General features: G+C 73.3%; 15 protein-coding genes. 3 read left to right on the top strand and 12 right to left on the bottom strand.

Annotation, left to right across the window (positions count from 1 at the left end; all coding sequences use genetic code 11):
- Nucleotides 1-100: 100 nt before the first annotated feature.
- The 6 genes from B086_RS0133265 to hrcA form a co-directional block, all read right to left on the bottom strand.
- Nucleotides 101-733: a hypothetical protein gene (locus B086_RS0133265; RefSeq protein WP_234029419.1), complete on the bottom strand. Its 633-nt coding sequence runs from the start codon at nucleotides 731-733 to the stop codon at nucleotides 101-103.
- 161 nt (nucleotides 734-894) lie between these two features.
- Nucleotides 895-1287, bottom strand: coding sequence for a VOC family protein (locus B086_RS0133270; RefSeq protein ID WP_026253027.1), 393 nt, complete (start codon nucleotides 1285-1287; stop codon nucleotides 895-897).
- A 35-nt stretch (nucleotides 1288-1322) separates the two neighbouring features.
- Nucleotides 1323-2060 carry a 16S rRNA (uracil(1498)-N(3))-methyltransferase gene (locus B086_RS0133275; RefSeq protein ID WP_018570768.1) on the bottom strand — a complete coding sequence of 246 codons (738 nt, stop codon included), beginning with the start codon at nucleotides 2058-2060 and terminating at the stop codon, nucleotides 1323-1325.
- On the bottom strand, nucleotides 2057-3154 hold the full coding sequence (locus B086_RS0133280) for a nitronate monooxygenase (RefSeq protein ID WP_037874299.1): 1098 nt from the start codon (nucleotides 3152-3154) through the stop codon (nucleotides 2057-2059). The genes B086_RS0133275 and B086_RS0133280 overlap by 4 nt, the downstream gene beginning before the upstream one ends.
- 132 nt (nucleotides 3155-3286) lie before the next feature.
- On the bottom strand, nucleotides 3287-4423 hold the full coding sequence (dnaJ, locus tag B086_RS0133285; RefSeq protein ID WP_018570770.1) for a molecular chaperone DnaJ: 1137 nt from the start codon (nucleotides 4421-4423) through the stop codon (nucleotides 3287-3289).
- A complete protein-coding gene (hrcA, locus tag B086_RS0133290) occupies nucleotides 4424-5440 on the bottom strand; it encodes a heat-inducible transcriptional repressor HrcA (RefSeq protein WP_018570771.1) in 1017 nt (338 codons plus the stop codon).
- Between the two features lie 311 nt (nucleotides 5441-5751).
- Here hrcA and B086_RS0133295 point away from each other — a divergent pair, with 311 nt between their 5' ends.
- Complete coding sequence (locus B086_RS0133295) at nucleotides 5752-6489, top strand: MBL fold metallo-hydrolase (RefSeq protein WP_018570772.1); 738 nt, start codon at nucleotides 5752-5754, stop codon at nucleotides 6487-6489.
- Between the two features lie 32 nt (nucleotides 6490-6521).
- Nucleotides 6522-7325 (top strand): DUF3097 domain-containing protein, encoded by an 804-nt coding sequence (locus tag B086_RS0133300; RefSeq protein WP_018570773.1) that lies wholly within the window; start codon nucleotides 6522-6524, stop codon nucleotides 7323-7325.
- Nucleotides 7326-7349: 24 nt separating this feature from the next.
- Here the strand turns inward: B086_RS0133300 and hemW are convergent, their stop codons facing one another.
- The 4 genes from hemW to lepA all read right to left on the bottom strand — a co-directional run bounded on the left by hemW (nucleotide 7350) and on the right by lepA (nucleotide 15255).
- Nucleotides 7350-8582, bottom strand: coding sequence for a radical SAM family heme chaperone HemW (gene hemW / locus B086_RS0133305; protein ID WP_018570774.1), 1233 nt, complete (start codon nucleotides 8580-8582; stop codon nucleotides 7350-7352).
- Nucleotides 8583-9067: 485 nt separating this feature from the next.
- A complete protein-coding gene (locus B086_RS0133310; RefSeq protein WP_018570775.1) occupies nucleotides 9068-10960 on the bottom strand; it encodes an ATP-binding SpoIIE family protein phosphatase in 1893 nt (630 codons plus the stop codon).
- 242 nt (nucleotides 10961-11202) lie between these two features.
- The gene (locus B086_RS0133315; RefSeq protein WP_018570776.1) at nucleotides 11203-13077 is read right to left on the bottom strand and encodes an AMP-dependent synthetase/ligase; all 1875 of its coding nucleotides are present in this window, start codon (nucleotides 13075-13077) and stop codon (nucleotides 11203-11205) included.
- A gap of 309 nt (nucleotides 13078-13386) precedes the next feature.
- On the bottom strand, nucleotides 13387-15255 hold the full coding sequence (lepA, locus tag B086_RS0133320) for a translation elongation factor 4 (RefSeq protein WP_018570777.1): 1869 nt from the start codon (nucleotides 15253-15255) through the stop codon (nucleotides 13387-13389).
- Nucleotides 15256-15477: 222 nt separating this feature from the next.
- Here lepA and rpsT point away from each other — a divergent pair, with 222 nt between their 5' ends.
- Nucleotides 15478-15744 (top strand): 30S ribosomal protein S20, encoded by a 267-nt coding sequence (gene rpsT, locus B086_RS0133325; protein WP_018570778.1) that lies wholly within the window; start codon nucleotides 15478-15480, stop codon nucleotides 15742-15744.
- A gap of 214 nt (nucleotides 15745-15958) precedes the next feature.
- Here the strand turns inward: rpsT and holA are convergent, their stop codons facing one another.
- Complete coding sequence (gene holA / locus B086_RS0133330; protein WP_026253028.1) at nucleotides 15959-16948, bottom strand: DNA polymerase III subunit delta; 990 nt, start codon at nucleotides 16946-16948, stop codon at nucleotides 15959-15961.
- Nucleotides 16949-17041: 93 nt separating this feature from the next.
- A complete protein-coding gene (locus B086_RS0133335) occupies nucleotides 17042-17296 on the bottom strand; it encodes a hypothetical protein (RefSeq protein ID WP_037874304.1) in 255 nt (84 codons plus the stop codon).
- Between the last annotated feature and the right edge of the window lie 22 nt (nucleotides 17297-17318).

Here is a 17318-nt window from a genome sequence, read left to right on the forward strand (position 1 = left end):
TCACCCTACGCAGCGCCCGCGGTCCCGGACAGGGGGACGGATCACTTCGCCGATCACTTCCCGGGGTCCGCGCTCGTCGGCAAGGCGGGCCGGGGCGCCGCTACTTGCCCCGGGCGGGCGGGCATCCGGGATCGGTGCCGCACCACACCGTGCGGGTGACGGTGACCGTGACCGTCGGCCCCGGCTGCCGGGGCGCGGGCGGACGGTAGGTGGTCGGCCGGTAGGTGGTCGGCCGGTACGTGGTCGGCCGGTACGTGGTCGGCCGGTACGTGGGGACGGTGGTCGCGCGGCAGTCGCCGAGGCCGTCGGCGTGGAAGAGCACCTTGCCGTCCACCTTCGCGGTCAGGTCCCCGCGCACGCAGGCGCCGTCGACGGTCCCGTCGACCTGCCCGGTGACGGTGATCTTCCGGTTGTCCTTCGTACGGCCCTGGCAGTCGACGGAGGCGAGCACGGACCGGGACGCGGCGGGCGAGGAGCCGCTCCCCCGGTCCGGCGCGGACGCCTTGCCGTCGTCCCGGGAGCGGGCGGTGCAGCTGAACCAGCTCACGGAGACATGCCGCCGGTTCAGCTCGGCGGTGGCCGTGCGGTCGGTCGTGTACGACACCGCCGTTGTGCTCAGGCCAGCGCCGGGATCGCAGGCGGCCAGGCCGCCCACCGCGGCGGCCACGAGCGCCGCCGCGGCCATCGTCCGCCGCCCGCGCGGCAGGTGCCGGATCCGCCTCGATACCCGCATACCCGGCAGAATGCCACCGGCCCGCCCCCGGCGGTAGAGCGCACACGGCCACGCGCGCGCCGTGCGCGCCCGCGCACGGCACACAAAGCAGGACACAGCACACAAAGCAGGACACGGCGCACAGCGCGGGACACGGCGCATAGCGCAGGCATCGCGCACGGTCAGGAGCGCAGCAGCAGCCACTCCTGCAACTCCACGACGTTGCCCTCCGGGTCCTTGAGGTGGGCGACGTGCATCCGGTCGCCCATCGGCGCCGGGCCGTGGGCCAGTTGGGCGCCGCGGGCGGTGAGCTGCGCGCAGTAGGCGTCCAGGTCGTCCACGCGCAGCACCACCAGCGAACGGTGCCCGGTCGCGGTCTCCCCCAGCTCCCCCAGCACCTCGGCCATCATCGCCCGGTCCTGGAGGGCGATGCCCGCCGAACCGGTGGCCGAGCTGAACTTCTCGTACGGGCCCTGCTCGGCGCCCGACTGCGGCTTGAGGCCGAGCACGTCGGCGTAGAAGCGGTAGCAGGCGGCGAAGTCGGTGACGAGCAGCCGGACCTGGGCGAGTTCCACGGTCATGTCCCCCTGTGAGGTCGGTGACCGCGGACTCAGGACCAGCGGCCCGTACGCCCCATCAGCAGGGCCGCCGCCGCGGTCCCCGCGGTCGATGTACGCAGCACCGTACGCCCGAGGACGCAGATCCGCGCGCCCGCCTCCGCGAAGAGCGCCAGCTCCTCGGGGGACACGCCGCCCTCGGGGCCCACGATCAGCACGATCTCGCCGGTGGCGGGGAGGTCGGCGGTGGCCAGCGGGTCGTGGCCGCTCTCGTGCAGGACGGCGGCGAAGTCGGCCCCGGCGACCAGCGCGGCGACCTGCTTGGCGGTGGCGGCGTCCGCGACCTCGGGGAAGCGGACGCGGCGGGACTGCTTGCCCGCCTCGCGGGCGGTCGCCCGCCACTTGCCGAGCGCCTTCAGGCCCCGCTCGCCCCGCCACTGGGTGATGCAGCGCGAGGCGGCCCAGGGCACGATCGCGTCGACGCCGACCTCCGTCATGGTCTCCACGGCCAGTTCGCCGCGGTCGCCCTTGGGCAGGGCCTGGACGACGGTGATCCGGGGCGAGGGCGCGGGCTCCTCGGTCACCTCGTCCAGCCGGACGACGAGCCGGTCCTTGCCCTCGGCCGCGGTGACCTCGCCCTCGGCCCGGCGGCCGGTGCCGTCGGTGAGCACCACCCGCTCGCCGGGCTGGAGCCGCTTCACCGAGACGGCGTGCCGCCCCTCGGGGCCGTCCAGCACGAACTCCCCGCGGGCACCGGCCAGTCCGTCGGCCACGAACACCGGTGCGGTCATCGCGGGTCGCCTCCGGTCCGCGGTCGGGCGGACAACGCGCTGTGGGCGGCGTCCAGTTCGGCCGCCAGGACCTGGACGAGTTCCCCGGCGGGCAGGGCGCGGGCCTGGCGGTGGCCCTGCCCGGCCCACAGCGCCATGCCCTGCGGGTCACCGGCCTGCGCCGCCGCCTTGCGCAGCGGGGAGGCGAGGTGGTGGACCTGCGGGTAGGCGGCCGGGGCGTAGGGGCCGTGTTCGCGCATGAAGCGGTTGACCAGGCCGCGGGCGGGCCGTCCGGAGAAGGCGCGGGTCAGTTCCGTGTGCGGGAACAGCGGGTCGGTCAGGGCCTGCTTGTGCAGGGCGTGGGCCCCGGACTCGGGGGTGGCGAGGAAGGCCGTGCCGAGCTGGGCGGCGCTCGCGCCGGCGGCGAGGACGGCGGCGATCTGGCTGCCGCGCATGATGCCGCCCGCGGCGATGACCGGCAGGTCCACCGCCTCGCTGACCTGTGCGACCAGGGAGAGTACGCCGATGCCCGCGCCGTCGTTCTCCGGCTGGTCGCGGTGGGTGCCCTGGTGGCCGCCCGCCTCCACGCCCTGGGCGATCACCGCGTCCGCGCCGGACCGGCCCACGGCCAGCGCCTCGTCGACGGTGGTCGCGGTGACCAGGACGTAGGTGCCGACGCGGTGCAGGGAGTCGACGACCTCACGGGTGGGGGCGCCGAAGTGGAAGGACACCACGGGGACCGGGTCGTCCAGCAGGACGGCGAGTTTCACGTCGTAGCCGTCGTCGTGCCCGCACTCGGCATCGCCCAGCTCCGTCTCGTACCAGGTGGCCTCGCCCGCCAGTTGCTGGGCGTAGAGATCGACGGCGCCGGACTCCGCGAGGTCGGGCTGAGGCATGAAGACATTGACGCCGAAGGGGCGGCCGGTCAGCCCGCGCACCTGCTTGATCTCCTGGTACATGCCGTCCGCCGTCTTGTAGCCGGCGGCCAGGAAGCCCAGTCCGCCGGCCTCGGAGACCGCGGCGGCCAGCTGCGGCCCGGAGGGGCCGCCCGCCATCGGGGCCTGCACGATCGGCCGAGGGAAGAGATCGGTCAGCGCGGACAATGCGGAGGACATGACCGCATGGTGTCACGTCTGCGGCACGCCGCCGCATCCGGGCGTCCTCTGGCATATGCCAAAGGCAGCCACCGATACCGGTGGCTGCCCTGGGGAGCGCTTCCCCGCCCGGTCGCGGCCGGGCGGGGACGCTCAGCGTCCGTTGAACGCGTCCTTCAGCCGCGAGAACAGGCCCTGCTGGCCGGGCTGGAACTGCCCCTGGGGGCGCTCCTCGCCGCGCAGCCCGGCCAGTTCCCGCAGCAGGCGCTCCTGCTCGGGGTCGAGCTTGGTCGGCGTCTGCACCTCGACGTGCACGATGAGGTCGCCCCGGCCGCCGCCGCGCAGATGCGTGACGCCCCGCTCGTGCAGCGGGATCGACTGGCCGGACTGGGTGCCCGGCCGGATGTCGACCTCCTCCAGGCCGTCCAGCGTCTCCAGCGGCACCTTGGTGCCCAGGGCCGCCGCCGTCATCGGCAGGGTGACCGTGCAGTGCAGGTCGTCGCCGCGCCGCTGGAAGGCGGCGTGCGGCAGCTCGTGGATCTCGACGTAGAGGTCACCGGCCGGGCCGCCGCCGGGGCCGACCTCGCCCTCGCCCGCGAGCTGGATGCGGGTGCCGTTGTCCACACCGGCCGGGATCTTCACCGTCAGGGTGCGGCGGGCGCGGATGCGGCCGTCGCCCGCGCACTCCGGGCACGGGGTGGGCACGACGGTGCCGAAGCCCTGGCACTGCGGGCAGGGCCGCGAGGTCATGACCTGGCCCAGGAAGGACCGGGTGACCTGCGAGACCTCACCGCGGCCGCGGCACATGTCGCAGGTCTGGGCGGTGGTGCCCGGGGCCGCGCCCTCGCCGCTGCACGTGGTGCACACGACGGCGGTGTCGACCTGGATGTCCTTCGTGGTGCCGAAGGCCGCCTCGTCCAGCTCGACCTCCAGCCGGATCATGGCGTCCTGGCCGCGGCGCGTGCGCGAGCGCGGTCCGCGCTGCGAGGCCGTGCCGAAGAACGCGTCCATGATGTCGGAGAAGTTGCCGAAGGAACCGGCGCCGAAGCCGCCCGCACCGGCCCCGCCGGACTGCGAGAGGGGATCCCCGCCGAGGTCGTAGACCTGCTTCTTCTGCGGGTCCGACAGCACCTCGTAGGCGGCGTTGATCTCCTTGAACCGCTCCTGGGTCTTCGGATCGGGGTTGACGTCCGGGTGCAGCTCGCGCGCGAGCCGCCGGAACGCCTTCTTGATCTCATCCTGCGACGCGTCGCGGCGCACGCCGAGAACGGCGTAGTAGTCCGTGGCCACTTACGACTCCGCCAGGATCTGTCCGACGTACCGTGCCACTGCGCGTACCGCTCCCATCGTTCCCGGGTAGTCCATGCGGGTCGGTCCGACCACGCCGAGCTTGGCCACTGCCTCGCCGCCCGAACCGTAGCCGACCGACACGATGGACGTGGAGTTGAGTCCTTCGTGGGCGTTCTCGTGACCGATGCGCACGGTCATGCCCTGGTCCTGTGTCTCACCGAGCAGCTTCAGCAGGACGACCTGCTCCTCCAGCGCCTCCAGCACGGGCCGGATGGTGAGGGGGAAGTCGTGTCCGAAGCGGGTGAGGTTGGCGGTGCCGCCGATCATCAGCCGCTCCTCGTTCTCCTCGACGAGGGTCTCCAGGAGGGTGGACAGCACGGTGGCGACCGTGCCCCGGTCCTCCAGGTCGAACCCGTCGGGGAGGTCCTCGACCAGCTGCGGCACGTCCGCGAAGCGGCGGCCCGCGACCCGGCTGTTCAGCCGCGCCCGCAGGTCCGCGAGGGACGTCTCGCCGAAGGGCGCCGGGCAGTCGATCATCCGCTGCTCGACCCGGCCGGTGTCCGTGATCAGCACGAGCATCACGCGCGCGGGTGCGAGCGCGAGCAGTTCCACGTGCCGCACGGTCGAACGGGTCAGCGACGGGTACTGCACCACGGCGACCTGCCGGGTCAGCTGCGCCAGCAGCCGCACCGTGCGGGCCACCACGTCGTCGAGGTCGACGGCGCCGTCGAGGAAGTTCTGGATGGCACGCCGCTCGGGCGCGGTCATCGGCTTGACCCCGGCCAGCTTGTCGACGAAGAGGCGGTACCCCTTGTCGGTGGGGATCCGGCCCGCGCTGGTGTGCGGCTGGGCGATGAAGCCCTCGTCCTCCAGGGCCGCCATGTCGTTGCGGACCGTGGCCGGTGAGACGCCGAGGTTGTGCCGCTCGGTGAGGGCCTTGGAGCCCACCGGCTCCTCGGTGCCGACGTAGTCCTGGACGATGGCGCGCAGCACCTGAAGCCGTCGCTCGCTGAGCATCGCGCACACCTCCAGAGTCGTCCCTCGGCTTCCGCCTGGCACTCGGCGCATACGAGTGCCAGCATTCCCCGGCCCAGTGTACGGCCGTGGGGTACGCCCGGGGCAAGACTGGTCCAGGTGACCGGTCCGGGGAAGGCCAGGGTCTTTCGTTCGGATCAGGCCGGATGAGGGAGCGGGGTCTGGTGCCGTGCCTCGCAAGGCGGAGGAGGGCGGCATGGCGGAGCCATGGCAACCGACGACAACGCGGCGAGGTGCGGCGCCAGGGCACGCGAGCCCGGCATGATCCGAACGAGAGGCCCTAGCGTTCCGGTATGACCGTGACTTGGGAAGAGCTCGGGTGGGAGCGGCTGGCGGACGGCGTGGGGCGGGTGCGGCTGGCGGGGTGGGACTGCACGGTCGGGCTGGTCGCCGGAGCCGGGGCGGCGCTGATGGTGGACGCGGGCTCCTGCCTGGCCGAGGGCGCTCGGCTGCGCGCGCGGGCGCGCGAGCTGACCGGCGGCGATGTGACACATCTCGCGCTGACGCACCCCCACTTCGACCATGTGCTCGGGGCGGCGGCGTTCGACGGCGCCGAGATCCTCGCCGCCGAGGGGACGCGCACGGTGCTCGGCGACGCGCGCGGGCGCGCGGAGCTGCGCGAGGACGCGGTGCGCCAGGGACTCGACGCGGCGGCGGCCGAGGAGGCCGCCGCGGCCCTCCCGGTCCCCGGCCGCGAGGTCAGCGGGCGGCTGGCCCTGCCGCTGGGCGGCGGCCGGGAGGCGGTACTGGCAGACCTGGGCGCCGCGCACAGCACGCACGACCTGGCGGTGCTGGTGCCGGTGCCGGGCGGACGGCCGGTGGTCTTCTGCGGCGACCTGGTCGAGGAGTCCGGCGAGCCGCAGGCGGGTCCGGACGCGGCGCCGTCCCGCTGGCCCGCCGCGCTGGACCGGCTCCTCGTACTGGGCGGCGAGGACGCGCTCTACGTCCCCGGGCACGGCGCGGTGGTCGACGCCGCCTTCGTCCGGGCCCAGCGCGACGCGCTGGCCGACCGCTTCGGCGTGTCGCGCTGACCGCGGCCCCGGATCTCCCTATCGTCACTCGAATGCGCCAGTACTCCGCCGACCTCACCCCGCCCTGGAAGAAGCCGCGGGCCGTGCCCGGGGTGGCGGCCGAGCCGGGGCTCGTGGTCGAGGAACCGGCGACCGGATTCTGCGGGGCGGTGATCCGCTGCGAGGCGGGCACGGTGACCCTGGAGGACCGCTTCGGCAAGCACCGCGTCTTCCCGCTCCAGCCCGGGGGCTTCCTGCTGGAGGGCCGCCCGGTGACGCTGGTGCGGCCCGCCTCGGGTCCGGTACGTCCCACCCGCACCGCCTCCGGTTCGGTCGCCGTCCCCGGCGCACGCGCGCGCGTGGCCCGCGCCGGGCGCATCTACGTGGAGGGGCGGCACGACGCCGAGCTGGTCGAGAAGGTGTGGGGCGACGACCTGCGCATCGAGGGCGTCGTCGTGGAGTACCTGGAGGGCGTGGACGACCTGCCCGCGATCGTCGAGGAGTTCGCGCCCGGCCCGGACGCCCGCCTCGGCGTCCTCGTGGACCATCTCGTCCCGGGCAGCAAGGAGTGGCGGATCGCCGAGGCGGTCACCAGTGAGCACGCGCTCGTCGTCGGGCACCCGTACATCGACGTCTGGGAGGCCGTGAAGCCGTCCTCGCTGGGCATCGAGGCGTGGCCCCGGATCCCGCGCGGCCAGGACTGGAAGACCGGGGTCTGCCGCGCCCTGGGCTGGCCGGACCACACGGGCGCGGCCTGGCAGCAGATCCTCTCCCGGGTGCGGTCGTACAAGGATCTGGAGCCGGAGCTGCTGGGCCGGGTCGAGCAACTGATCGATTTCGTGACGGAGCCGGCGTAGAGCCGCCCGGCCGGCCCGGGTCGCTCAGTCCACCAGGTCCCGTACCACCGCGTCCGCCAGCAGCCGGCCGCGCAGGGTGAGCGCCGCGCGCCCGGTGTCGTACGGCTCTTGCTGGAGCAGGCCGTCCGACAGCGCCCGGCGGGCGGCCGCGAGGCCCGCCTCGCGCAGCAGGTCCAGCGGTACGCCCTCGCGCAGCCGCAGCTCCAGCAGGATCCGCTCCACCCGGCGGTCCTCCTCGGTGAGCAGTTCGCGCCCGGCGCCCGGGGAGCGCCCCTGGGCGAGGGCCGCCGCGTACGCGCCGGGGTGCTTGACGTTCCACCAGCGCACGCCGCCCACATGGCTGTGCGCGCCGGGGCCCGCGCCCCACCAGTCCGCGCCGCGCCAGTACAGCTCGTTGTGCAGGCAGCGGGCGGCCCGGGAGGTCGCCCAGTTGGACACCTCGTACCACTCGAAGCCCGCGGCCGACAGCGTCTCCTCGGCGATCAGATAGCGGTCGGCGTGCACGTCGTCGTCGGTCATGGGGACCTCGCCGCGCCGGATCCGGCGGGCCAGCCGGGTGCCCTCCTCGACAATGAGCGCGTAGGCGGAGACATGGTCGGGGCCCGCGCCGAGGGCCGCGCCCAGGGAGGCACGCCAGTCGTCGTCGGACTCGCCGGGCGTGCCGTAGATCAAATCGAGGTTGACATGCTCGAAACCGGCGGCGCGGGCCTCGGCGACACACGCCTCGGGGCGGCCGGGCGTGTGGGTGCGGTCGAGGATCTTCAGCACATGCTGCCGGGCGCTCTGCATGCCGAAGGAGATCCGGTTGAAGCCGCCCTCCCGCAGGGCCGCCAGATACGCCGGGCCGACCGACTCGGGGTTGGCCTCCGTGGTGATCTCCGCGTCGGGCGCGAGACCGAACTCGTCCCGGATCGCGGCCAGCATCCGGACCAGGTCACCGGCGGCGAGCAGGGTGGGCGTACCGCCGCCGACGAAGACCGTGCGGACCGGGCGCGGGTCGTCGCCGAGGACCTTGCGGGCGAGCCGGACCTCGTCGACGAGGGTCTCGGCGTAGTTGTCGCGGGAGGCGAGGACGCCGCCGGTGCCGCGCAGCTCGGTGGCGGTGTAGGTGTTGAAGTCGCAGTAGCCGCAGCGGGTGGCGCAGTACGGGACGTGCAGATAGAACCCGAGCGGCCGGCCTGCGGCGCCGGTGAGCGCGGAGGCGGGCAGCGCGCCGTCGGCGGGGACGGGCTCGCCGTCGGGGAGTGCGGAAGGCATGCCTTCCATTGTCCGGCATCGGACCGGTGGACCGGACGCGACGGGAGCCGGCCGGGCGGCCGGGAGGCGTGAGCGGCCGGGCGGAGTGGGCGGGCGGCCGGGAGGAGTGGGCGGCCGGTGGGCCGGTGGGCCTAGGGCAGGAACGGGGTTCCGTCGGCCGCCCGGGGGCGCGTCCGGCTCGCGTCCAACTCGCGACCGGCGGGCATCGCCGGGGCACGCTGGTGCTGGCCTGCCGACCTGCCGACCTGCCGACCTGCCGACCGGAGCATGAGGGGTGTGCCGCCTGCCGTAGGGAGCACGACCGGCGTCGGCTCGGGGAGGGCGGGCCGACGCCGCGCCAGGCCATGCTCCGGGCGGCGACCGTACGCCGGTCACGGGCCCGGCCCGGCCGTGCACGGACCGGGGCACGACCGGCAACCGGCGTGCCGCTCGCCGCCCGGCAGTCGCGGGGCGTGACCGGTGTTCCTCCGACCGCCGGAGGCCCGTCACTGGGCCTGGAGCACCAGCAGGGCCAGGTCGTCCTCGGGAGGGGACTCGCCGAAGCCGTGGACGAGGTCGCGGATGCGGTCGGCGATCAGGTCGGCGTCCAGGCCCGCGCAGTCGGCGAGGGCGGCGGCGAGGCCGTCGCCGTCGTCGAGCTGGCGGGAGCCGGAGCGGCGCTCGGTCACCCCGTCGGTGACGCAGAGGAGGGAGTCGCCGGGGGCCAGCTCGAAGCTGTCGCAGAGGTACGTCTCGTCCTCGATGACGCCGAGCAGGGTCTGCGGGTGCGCGACCGTGCGGACGTCGCCGCCCCGGGTGAGCAGCAGCGGCAGCGGGTGCCCGGCGCAGGCGAGGGTGCAGCGGACACCGCCCTCGAAGGGGGCCAGCTCGCCGTAGAGGAGGGACAGGAAGCGGGTCTGCGGCGCGTCGCCGGGGGCGACGGGACCGGCCAGGGCGCGCGCGGCGGCGTCGGCGGCCTCGGTGGCGTCGTCCAGGAGGAGCTGGTTGAGGCGGTCCAGGACGTCGGGGACGCCGTAGCCCTCGCGGGCCAGCAGCCGCAGCCAGGGCCGGGCGAGCCCGATCACCACGGCGGCCTCCGGGCCCTTGCCCTGGACGTCGCCGACGGCGAAGCACCAGCGGCCGTCGCCCGCCGGGAAGAGGTCGTAGAAGTCGCCGCTCGGGCCGCCCTGGTCGCACGGCTCGTAGACGAGGGCGCTGCGCAGCCCCGGGATCTCGGCGACCGCGCCGGGCAGCAGTCCGCGCTGGAGGACGGCGCTGATGGTGGCCTGCCGGGCGTACTGGCGGGCCGCGCCGATGCCGAGCGCGACCCGGCGGCTGAGGTCCTCCACCAGGCCGGTGATCTCGTCGGGGAAGCGGGGCAGTCCGGCCCGGCCGATGACGAGGGTGCCCAGCGGGCGGCCCCCGGCGACCAGCCGGTAGGCGAGCGCGGCGCCGTCCGCCTCGCGCGGGCCCAGGGCCGCCCCGGGCCACGGATAGGGAACGGGACCGGAGCCCGGCGCGTCGTCCGCGGGCCGGGGCGGGTCCTTCTCCAGGGCCAGGCGCAGTTGTTCCAGGTGGTTCTCGCTGCCGTGCCAGACGCGGGCGAGGCGTCCGCCGGGCGCGCCGGTGCCGTCGCCCCACAGGCCGCCGCGCGCCGTTGCCTCGTCCTCCAGCCACACCGCGCACCAGTCGGCCAGGCGCGGCACGACGAGCTGTCCGGTGAGCGAGGCGACGAGGTCCTCGTCGAGCTGCCCGGCGAGCAGGTCGGACGCCTCGGCGAGGAAGGACAGGGCGCCGCGGCCCAGCCATTCGCGGTCGCGTTCGGCGCGCTGCGGTCCGGGCGCGAGGATCTCGGCGACACCGAGGCAGGGTTCGGCGCCCGGCGCTGCCGCTGCGCCCTCCTCGTCCGGCTGGCGCTCGTCGGCGGAGAGCCGCGCCCACACCGTCTTGGCGCCGGTCCGGTAGGTGATGCCCCACTCCTGCGCGAGCGCGGCGACCAGGCGCAGGCCGCGGCCGTACTCCGGGGGCTCGTACGCCGTCTCCTGGCCGTGGCCGCGGGGGGCGCGCGAGGGGTGCCGGTCGGTGACCTCCACCACGCACGCGCCGGTGTCGGGCTCCCGGCGGCAGCTCAGCTCGGCCTGGGTGCCAGCGTGCACGACGGCGTTGGTGACCAGTTCGCTGACGACGACCAGGATCTCGTCGGCGAGCCGCTCCGGGACGGCGAGGCCGAGATCGCGCCATTTCGTGAACGCGGTGCGCACCAGCGCGCGGGCGGAGCCGGGCGCCACCGGGCTGCCGGGCAGGGTCGCGCACACCTCCCCGGCCGCCGCCGCGCCCCGGCGTGCGCCCGGCTCACCGGCGCGGAACCCCGTCTCCCGCTGCGTCGGAATGGCCCCCATCTACAGCTCCCCGAGCAATCGGACGAAAGGTCGGTCATCGCCGCCAGGGTGACAGACCGACCACGCTCCGAAGCACCGGGTTACCGAAGTGGACCGCCCCACGCGAGAACTCCGCCGAGGAGCGCACGGACCCGAACGTTTCCGGCCACTTCGGGACCGTTCCGAGGGGGCACAGGCGATCCGGGGCGGCCGACCGCGACCCGCGCGGCCGAGGGAGCCGCGCGGGCGGGGCGGCGGGGCGGTCAGACCTCCCGGGTCCCCGCGTACATGTCGTCGATCAGATGCTTGTACGCCCGCTCTACCACCGGCCGCTTGAGCTTGAGGGACGGGGTGATCTCGCCGTGCTCGACGTCGAGGTCGCGCGGGAGCAGGCGGAACTTCTTGATGGTCTGCCAGCGCTGGAGACCGTCGTTGAGCTGCCGGACGTAGCCGTCGATCAGCTCCACGGTCTGCGGGGCGGCGACGACCTCGGCGTAGGAGCGGCCGCGCAGGCCGTTCTCCGCGGCCCATTCGAGGAGGGCGGGCTCGTCCAGCGAGATGAGGGCGGTGCAGAAGTTCCGGTCGGCGCCGTGGACGAGGATGTTCGAGACGTACGGGCAGACCGCCTTGAACTGGCCCTCGACCTCGGCGGGCGCGATGTACTTGCCGCCGGAGGTCTTGATGAGGTCCTTCTTGCGGTCGGTGATGCGCAGATAGCCGTCCGGGGACAGCTCGCCGATGTCACCGGTGTGGAACCAGCCGTCGGACTCCAGCACCTCTTCGGTCTTCTCGGGCAGCTTGTGGTAGCCCTGCATGATGCCGGGGCCGCGCAGCAGGACCTCTCCGTCGGCGGCGATCCGCACCTCGGTGCCGGGCAGCGGCTTGCCGACGGTGCCGGTGCGATAGGCCTCGCCCGGGTTGACGAAGGAGGCCGCGGAGGACTCGGTGAGGCCGTAGCCCTCCAGAATGTGGATGCCCGCGCCGGAGAAGAAGTAGCCGATCTCCGGGGCGAGGGCGGCGCTGCCGGAGATGCAGGCGCGCAGCCGCCCGCCGAACGCGTCGCGGATCTTGGCGTAGACGAGCGCGTCGGCGACCTTGTGCCGGGCGGCCAGCGCGAACGGCGCCGTGTGCACACCGGTGCGCTTGAAGTTGTCCTGGGTGACCTTGCCGTACTCGCGCGCGACCTCGGCGGCCCACTGGAAGATCTTGTACTTGGCGTTGCCGCCGGCGCGGGCCTTGGCGGCGACGCCGTTGTAGACCTTCTCGAAGATGCGCGGCACGGCGGCCATGTAGGTCGGCCGGACCACCGGGAGGTTCTCGATGATCTTGTCGACGCGGCCGTCGACGGCGGTGACGTGCCCCAGCTCGATCTGCCCGGAGGTGAGCACCTTGCCGAAGACATGGGCGAGCGGCAGCCACAGGTACTGCACGTCGTCGGGGCCGAGCAGACCGGTGGAGGCGATCGCCTTGGCCATGTACGACCAGTTGTCGTGCGGCAGGCGGACACCCTTGGGGCGGCCGGTGGTGCCGGAGGTGTAGATGAGGGTGGCGAGCTGGTCCTTGGTGATCGCGCCGACCCGCTCCTTGATCAGCTCAGGGTGCTTCTCCAGGTAGGCGGCGCCGCGCTCCTCCAGCTCGGCCAGGGTCAGCACCCACTCGCCGCTCTCCACGCCCGCCGGGTCGATCACGACGACATGGTGCAGGTCGGGCAGCTCGGCGCGCCGGTCCGCCGCCTTGGCCAGCTGCTCGGCGTTCTCCGCGATCAGCACCCGGCTCTCGGAGTCGGAGAGGATGAAGGCGGACTCGTCGGCGTTGGTCTGCGGGTAGACCGTGGTGGTGGCCGCGCCCGCGCACATGATGCCGAGGTCGGCGAGCAGCCACTCCACGCGCGTGGACGAGGCGAGCGCGACGCGCTCCTCGGGCCGTACGCCCAGTTCGATGAGACCGGCGGCGATGGCGTGCACCCGCTCGGCGGCCTGCGCCCAGCTCAGCGAGCGCCATTCGTCGGGGCCCTCGCCCGAGGACGGTGGCACGGGGTAGCGGTAGGCCTCGGCGTCCGGTGTGGCCGCCACACGCTCCAGGAAGAGGGCCGCCACGGACGGCGGACGGTTCTCGATCAGGGTCTGTGCGTCGCTCACGACATCCTCCGGGGCCCGCGGCAGTGCGGCGGCTGGCTCAGGTGCGGCTGGGTTGACTCACGGGTGGTGGCTGGGCTGGCTGGTCCGGCCGGCGGCGCCGGCTTGTTTAACTCACGAGTAACTAGCGAGCAGGCATCAGGGTAGAGGGCGACCGGCCACCGCGTAAGGGGCTGTGGCCTGAGACTTCCCACAGAGCGCTACCACGCGCATGCGCAGGGGCCCGCCGCACTTTCGTGCGACGGGCCCCTTTTCACCCGGTTCCGCGCCCGGTCCGCCGCCGCGGCGGCGGGACACGGCGGACCGCTGCGGTCACTTCTTGCTCTTGGCCGCCGCCCCGCTGTCGTCGCTGGAGAGCACCGCGATGAACGCCTCCTGGGGAACCTCCACGGAACCCACCATCTTCATGCGCTTCTTGCCCTCCTTCTGCTTCTCCAGCAGCTTGCGCTTGCGCGAGATGTCACCGCCGTAGCACTTGGCGAGGACGTCCTTGCGGATGGCGCGGATGGTCTCGCGGGCGATCACGCGCGACCCGATGGCGGCCTGGACGGGCACCTCGAAGTTCTGCCGCGGGATCAGCTCGCGCAGCTTGGCGACGAGCCGCACGCCGTACGCGTACGCCTGGTCCTTGTGGGTGATCGCGGAGAACGCGTCCACCTTGTCGCCGTGCAGCAGGATGTCGACCTTGACCAGGGAACTGCTCTGCTCGCCGGTGGGCTCGTAGTCCAGGGAGGCGTAGCCGCGCGTCTTGGACTTCAGCTGGTCGAAGAAGTCGAAGACGATCTCCGCGAGCGGGAGGGTGTAGCGGATCTCGACCCGGTCCTCGGAGAGGTAGTCCATGCCGAGCAGGGTGCCGCGCCGGGTCTGGCACAGCTCCATGATCGCGCCGATGAACTCGGTGGGCGCGAGGATCGTGGCGCGCACGACCGGCTCGTACACCTCCGCGATCTTCCCCTCGGGGAACTCGCTCGGGTTGGTGACGGTGATCTCGCTGTCGTCCTCCATGATCACGCGGTAGACCACGTTGGGGGCGGTGGCGATCAGGTCGAGGCCGAACTCGCGCTCCAGGCGCTCGCGGATCACGTCCAGGTGCAGCAGGCCGAGGAAGCCGACGCGGAAGCCGAAGCCGAGCGCGGCGGACGTCTCCGGCTCGTAGACCAGCGCGGCGTCGTTGAGCTGGAGCTTGTCCAGCGCCTCGCGCAGCTCCGGGTAGTCCGAGCCGTCCAGCGGGTACAGGCCGGAGAAGACCATCGGCTTGGGGTCCTTGTACCCGCCGAGGGCCTCGGTGGCGCCCTTGTGCTGGCTGGTGACGGTGTCACCGACCTTGGACTGGCGGACGTCCTTCACCCCGGTGATGAGATAGCCCACCTCGCCGACGCCCAGGCCGTCGGCCGGCAGCATCTCCGGGGAGTTGGTGCCGATCTCCAGCAGCTCGTGGGTGGCGCCGGTGGACATCATCCGGATCCGCTCGCGCTTGTTGAGCTGGCCGTCGATGACTCGGACGTACGTCACCACGCCCCGGTAGGAGTCGTAGACCGAGTCGAAGATCATCGCGCGGGCCGGGGCGTCCTTGACGCCGACCGGGGCGGGGATGCGCTCGACCGCCCGGTCGAGCAGCGCCTCCACGCCAAGGCCCGTCTTGGCGGAGACCTTCAGCACGTCGTCCGGGTCGCAGCCGACCAGGTTCGCCAGCTCCTCGGCGAACTTCTCCGGCTGCGCGGCCGGCAGGTCGATCTTGTTGAGGACCGGGATGATCGTGAGGTCGTTCTCCATCGCCAGATAGAGGTTGGCGAGGGTCTGCGCCTCGATGCCCTGGGCCGCGTCGACCAGGAGGATCGTCCCCTCGCAGGCGGCGAGCGAGCGGGAGACCTCGTAGGTGAAGTCGACGTGCCCCGGCGTGTCGATCATGTTGAGGATGTGCGTGTTGCCGGGGTCGTGGGTCGGCGCCCACGGCAGTCGCACCGCCTGGGACTTGATCGTGATGCCGCGCTCGCGCTCGATGTCCATGCGGTCGAGGTACTGAGCGCGCATCTGCCGCTGCTCGACCACACCGGTGAGCTGGAGCATCCGGTCGGCGAGAGTGGACTTGCCGTGGTCGATGTGCGCGATGATGCAGAAGTTGCGGATCAGCGCCGGGTCGGTACGGCTCGGCTCGGGCACATGGCTGGGGGTCGCGGGCACGCAGGGTCCTGATTCTTGAGGCGTCCGCATACGTGTGCTTGTCCGTCTGCGGTCTCGGGTCGGATCGATACGTAGTCTTTCCATGGTCCCATGTCCGGCGGCGACCGGGGAGCGGCGACCGGTTTGGGCCGTGGAACGGGGCGCTGGTAACGTGGGGGGCTGTGTCTCATGCCCTCTCAGCGCGAGGCACACCGGAAAATTTTCGAAAGAGAAGGCTCATTCGTGGCGAACATCAAGTCCCAGATCAAGCGGATCAAGACCAACGAGAAGGCTCGGCTGCGCAACAAGGCCGTCAAGTCCTCCCTGAAGACCGCGATCCGCAAGGCCCGCGAGGCCGCTGCCGCGGGTGACGTCGAGAAGGCCACCGAGTACCAGCGCGCTGCCGCGCGTCAGCTCGACAAGGCCGTCTCGAAGGGCGTCATCCACAAGAACCAGGCCGCCAACAAGAAGTCGGCGCTGGCCACCAAGGTCGCGACCCTCAAGGGCTGAACTCCCTGACTTGACGCCGGACGGACCCGGGCGGGCCCTCTCTCATCCGCCCCCGGACGGCACCCAGAGCCTGTGCGCGGCCTGCGTTCGCCACGCGGGCATGGGCTCACCAGCATGACCGAAGGCCCCGGCCGCCTCCCTTCCCCAGGGAGCGCGTCCGGGGCCTTCGGTGTGTCTTGGGCGCGGTGGGCGCGGTGCCTTCGGTGCGCTCCCGCTATCCGCGTCCCCGGGAACGGGCCGCGCGGGCGATGGTCACCACGGCCTTCTCCAGCGCGTACTCCGGGTCGTCGCCGCCGCCCTTCACCCCGGCGTCCGCCTCGGCGACGGCGCGCAGGGCCATGGCGACGCCGTCCGGGGTCCAGCCGCGCATCTGCTGGCGCACGCGGTCGATCTTCCACGGCGGCATGCCCAGCTCGCGCGCCAGATCGGCGGGGCGGCCGCCGCGCGCGGAGGACAGCTTGCCGATGGCGCGCACGCCCTGCGCCAGCGCGCTGGTGATCAGCACGGGCGCCACCCCGGTCGCCAGCGACCAGCGCAGCGCCTCCAGGGCCTCGGCCGCGCGGCCCTCCACGGCCCGGTCGGCGACGGTGAAGCTGGAGGCCTCCGCGCGGCCCGTGTAGTACCGGGCGACGACGGCCTCGTCGATCGTCCCCTCCACGTCGGCGACCAGCTGGGACACCGCCGACGCCAGCTCCCGCAGATCGCTGCCGATCGCGTCGACCAGCGCCTGGCACGCCTCGGGGGTCGCCGAGCGGCCCAGACCGCGGAACTCGCCGCGCACGAAGGCGAGACGGTCGGCGGGCTTGGTCATCTTGGGGCAGGCCACCTCCCGCGCGCCCGCCTTGCGGGCCGCGTCCAGCAGACCCTTGCCCTTGGCGCCGCCCGCGTGCAGCAGCACGAGCGTGATCTCCTCGGCGGGCGAGGCCAGATACGCCTTCACGTCCTTGACGGTGTCGGCCGACAGGTCCTGCGCCGCGCGTACGACCACGACCTTGCGCTCGGCGAAGAGCGATGGGCTGGTCAGCTCGGCGAGGGTGCCGGGCTGCAACTGGTCGGGGGTGAGGTCCCGTACGTCCGTGTCGGCGTCGGCGGCACGCGCGGCGGCCACCACCTCCCGCACGGCGCGGTCGAGCAGCAGCTCCTCCTGGCCCACGGCGAGCGTCAGGGGGGCGAGCGGGTCGTCATTCGCAGTCTTCCTGGCCATCGCGACAAGCATCCCACGGGCCACTGACAACGCCCGCGCCGCGCACCCACCGCGCACCCGTCGACCGGGCGCTCCGTGTGCCCGCTCCGGCCGCTACGGCTCCTCGCGCCAGCCGTCCCACTCGCCCGCGAACGCGTCCAGCTCCGCCGCGTCCAGGCGCTCCTCCTCGTCACGCAGGACGACGAGCCACTGGGCGTCCTCGGCGTCGTCCTCACCGGCCAGCGCGTCCCGCACGAGCTGCGGCTCCTCACTGATGCCGAACCGCTCCGCCAGTTCCTCGGCCGCCTCCTGGGCGGCATCGCGGTCGGGCAGCACCAGGACATGTCTCACGTCACTCACGCACGCCATTGTCGGACATGGAGAACGCGGT

This window comes from Streptomyces sp. PsTaAH-124, from assembly GCF_000373685.1.
GTDB classification, from domain to species: domain Bacteria; phylum Actinomycetota; class Actinomycetes; order Streptomycetales; family Streptomycetaceae; genus Streptomyces; species Streptomyces andamanensis.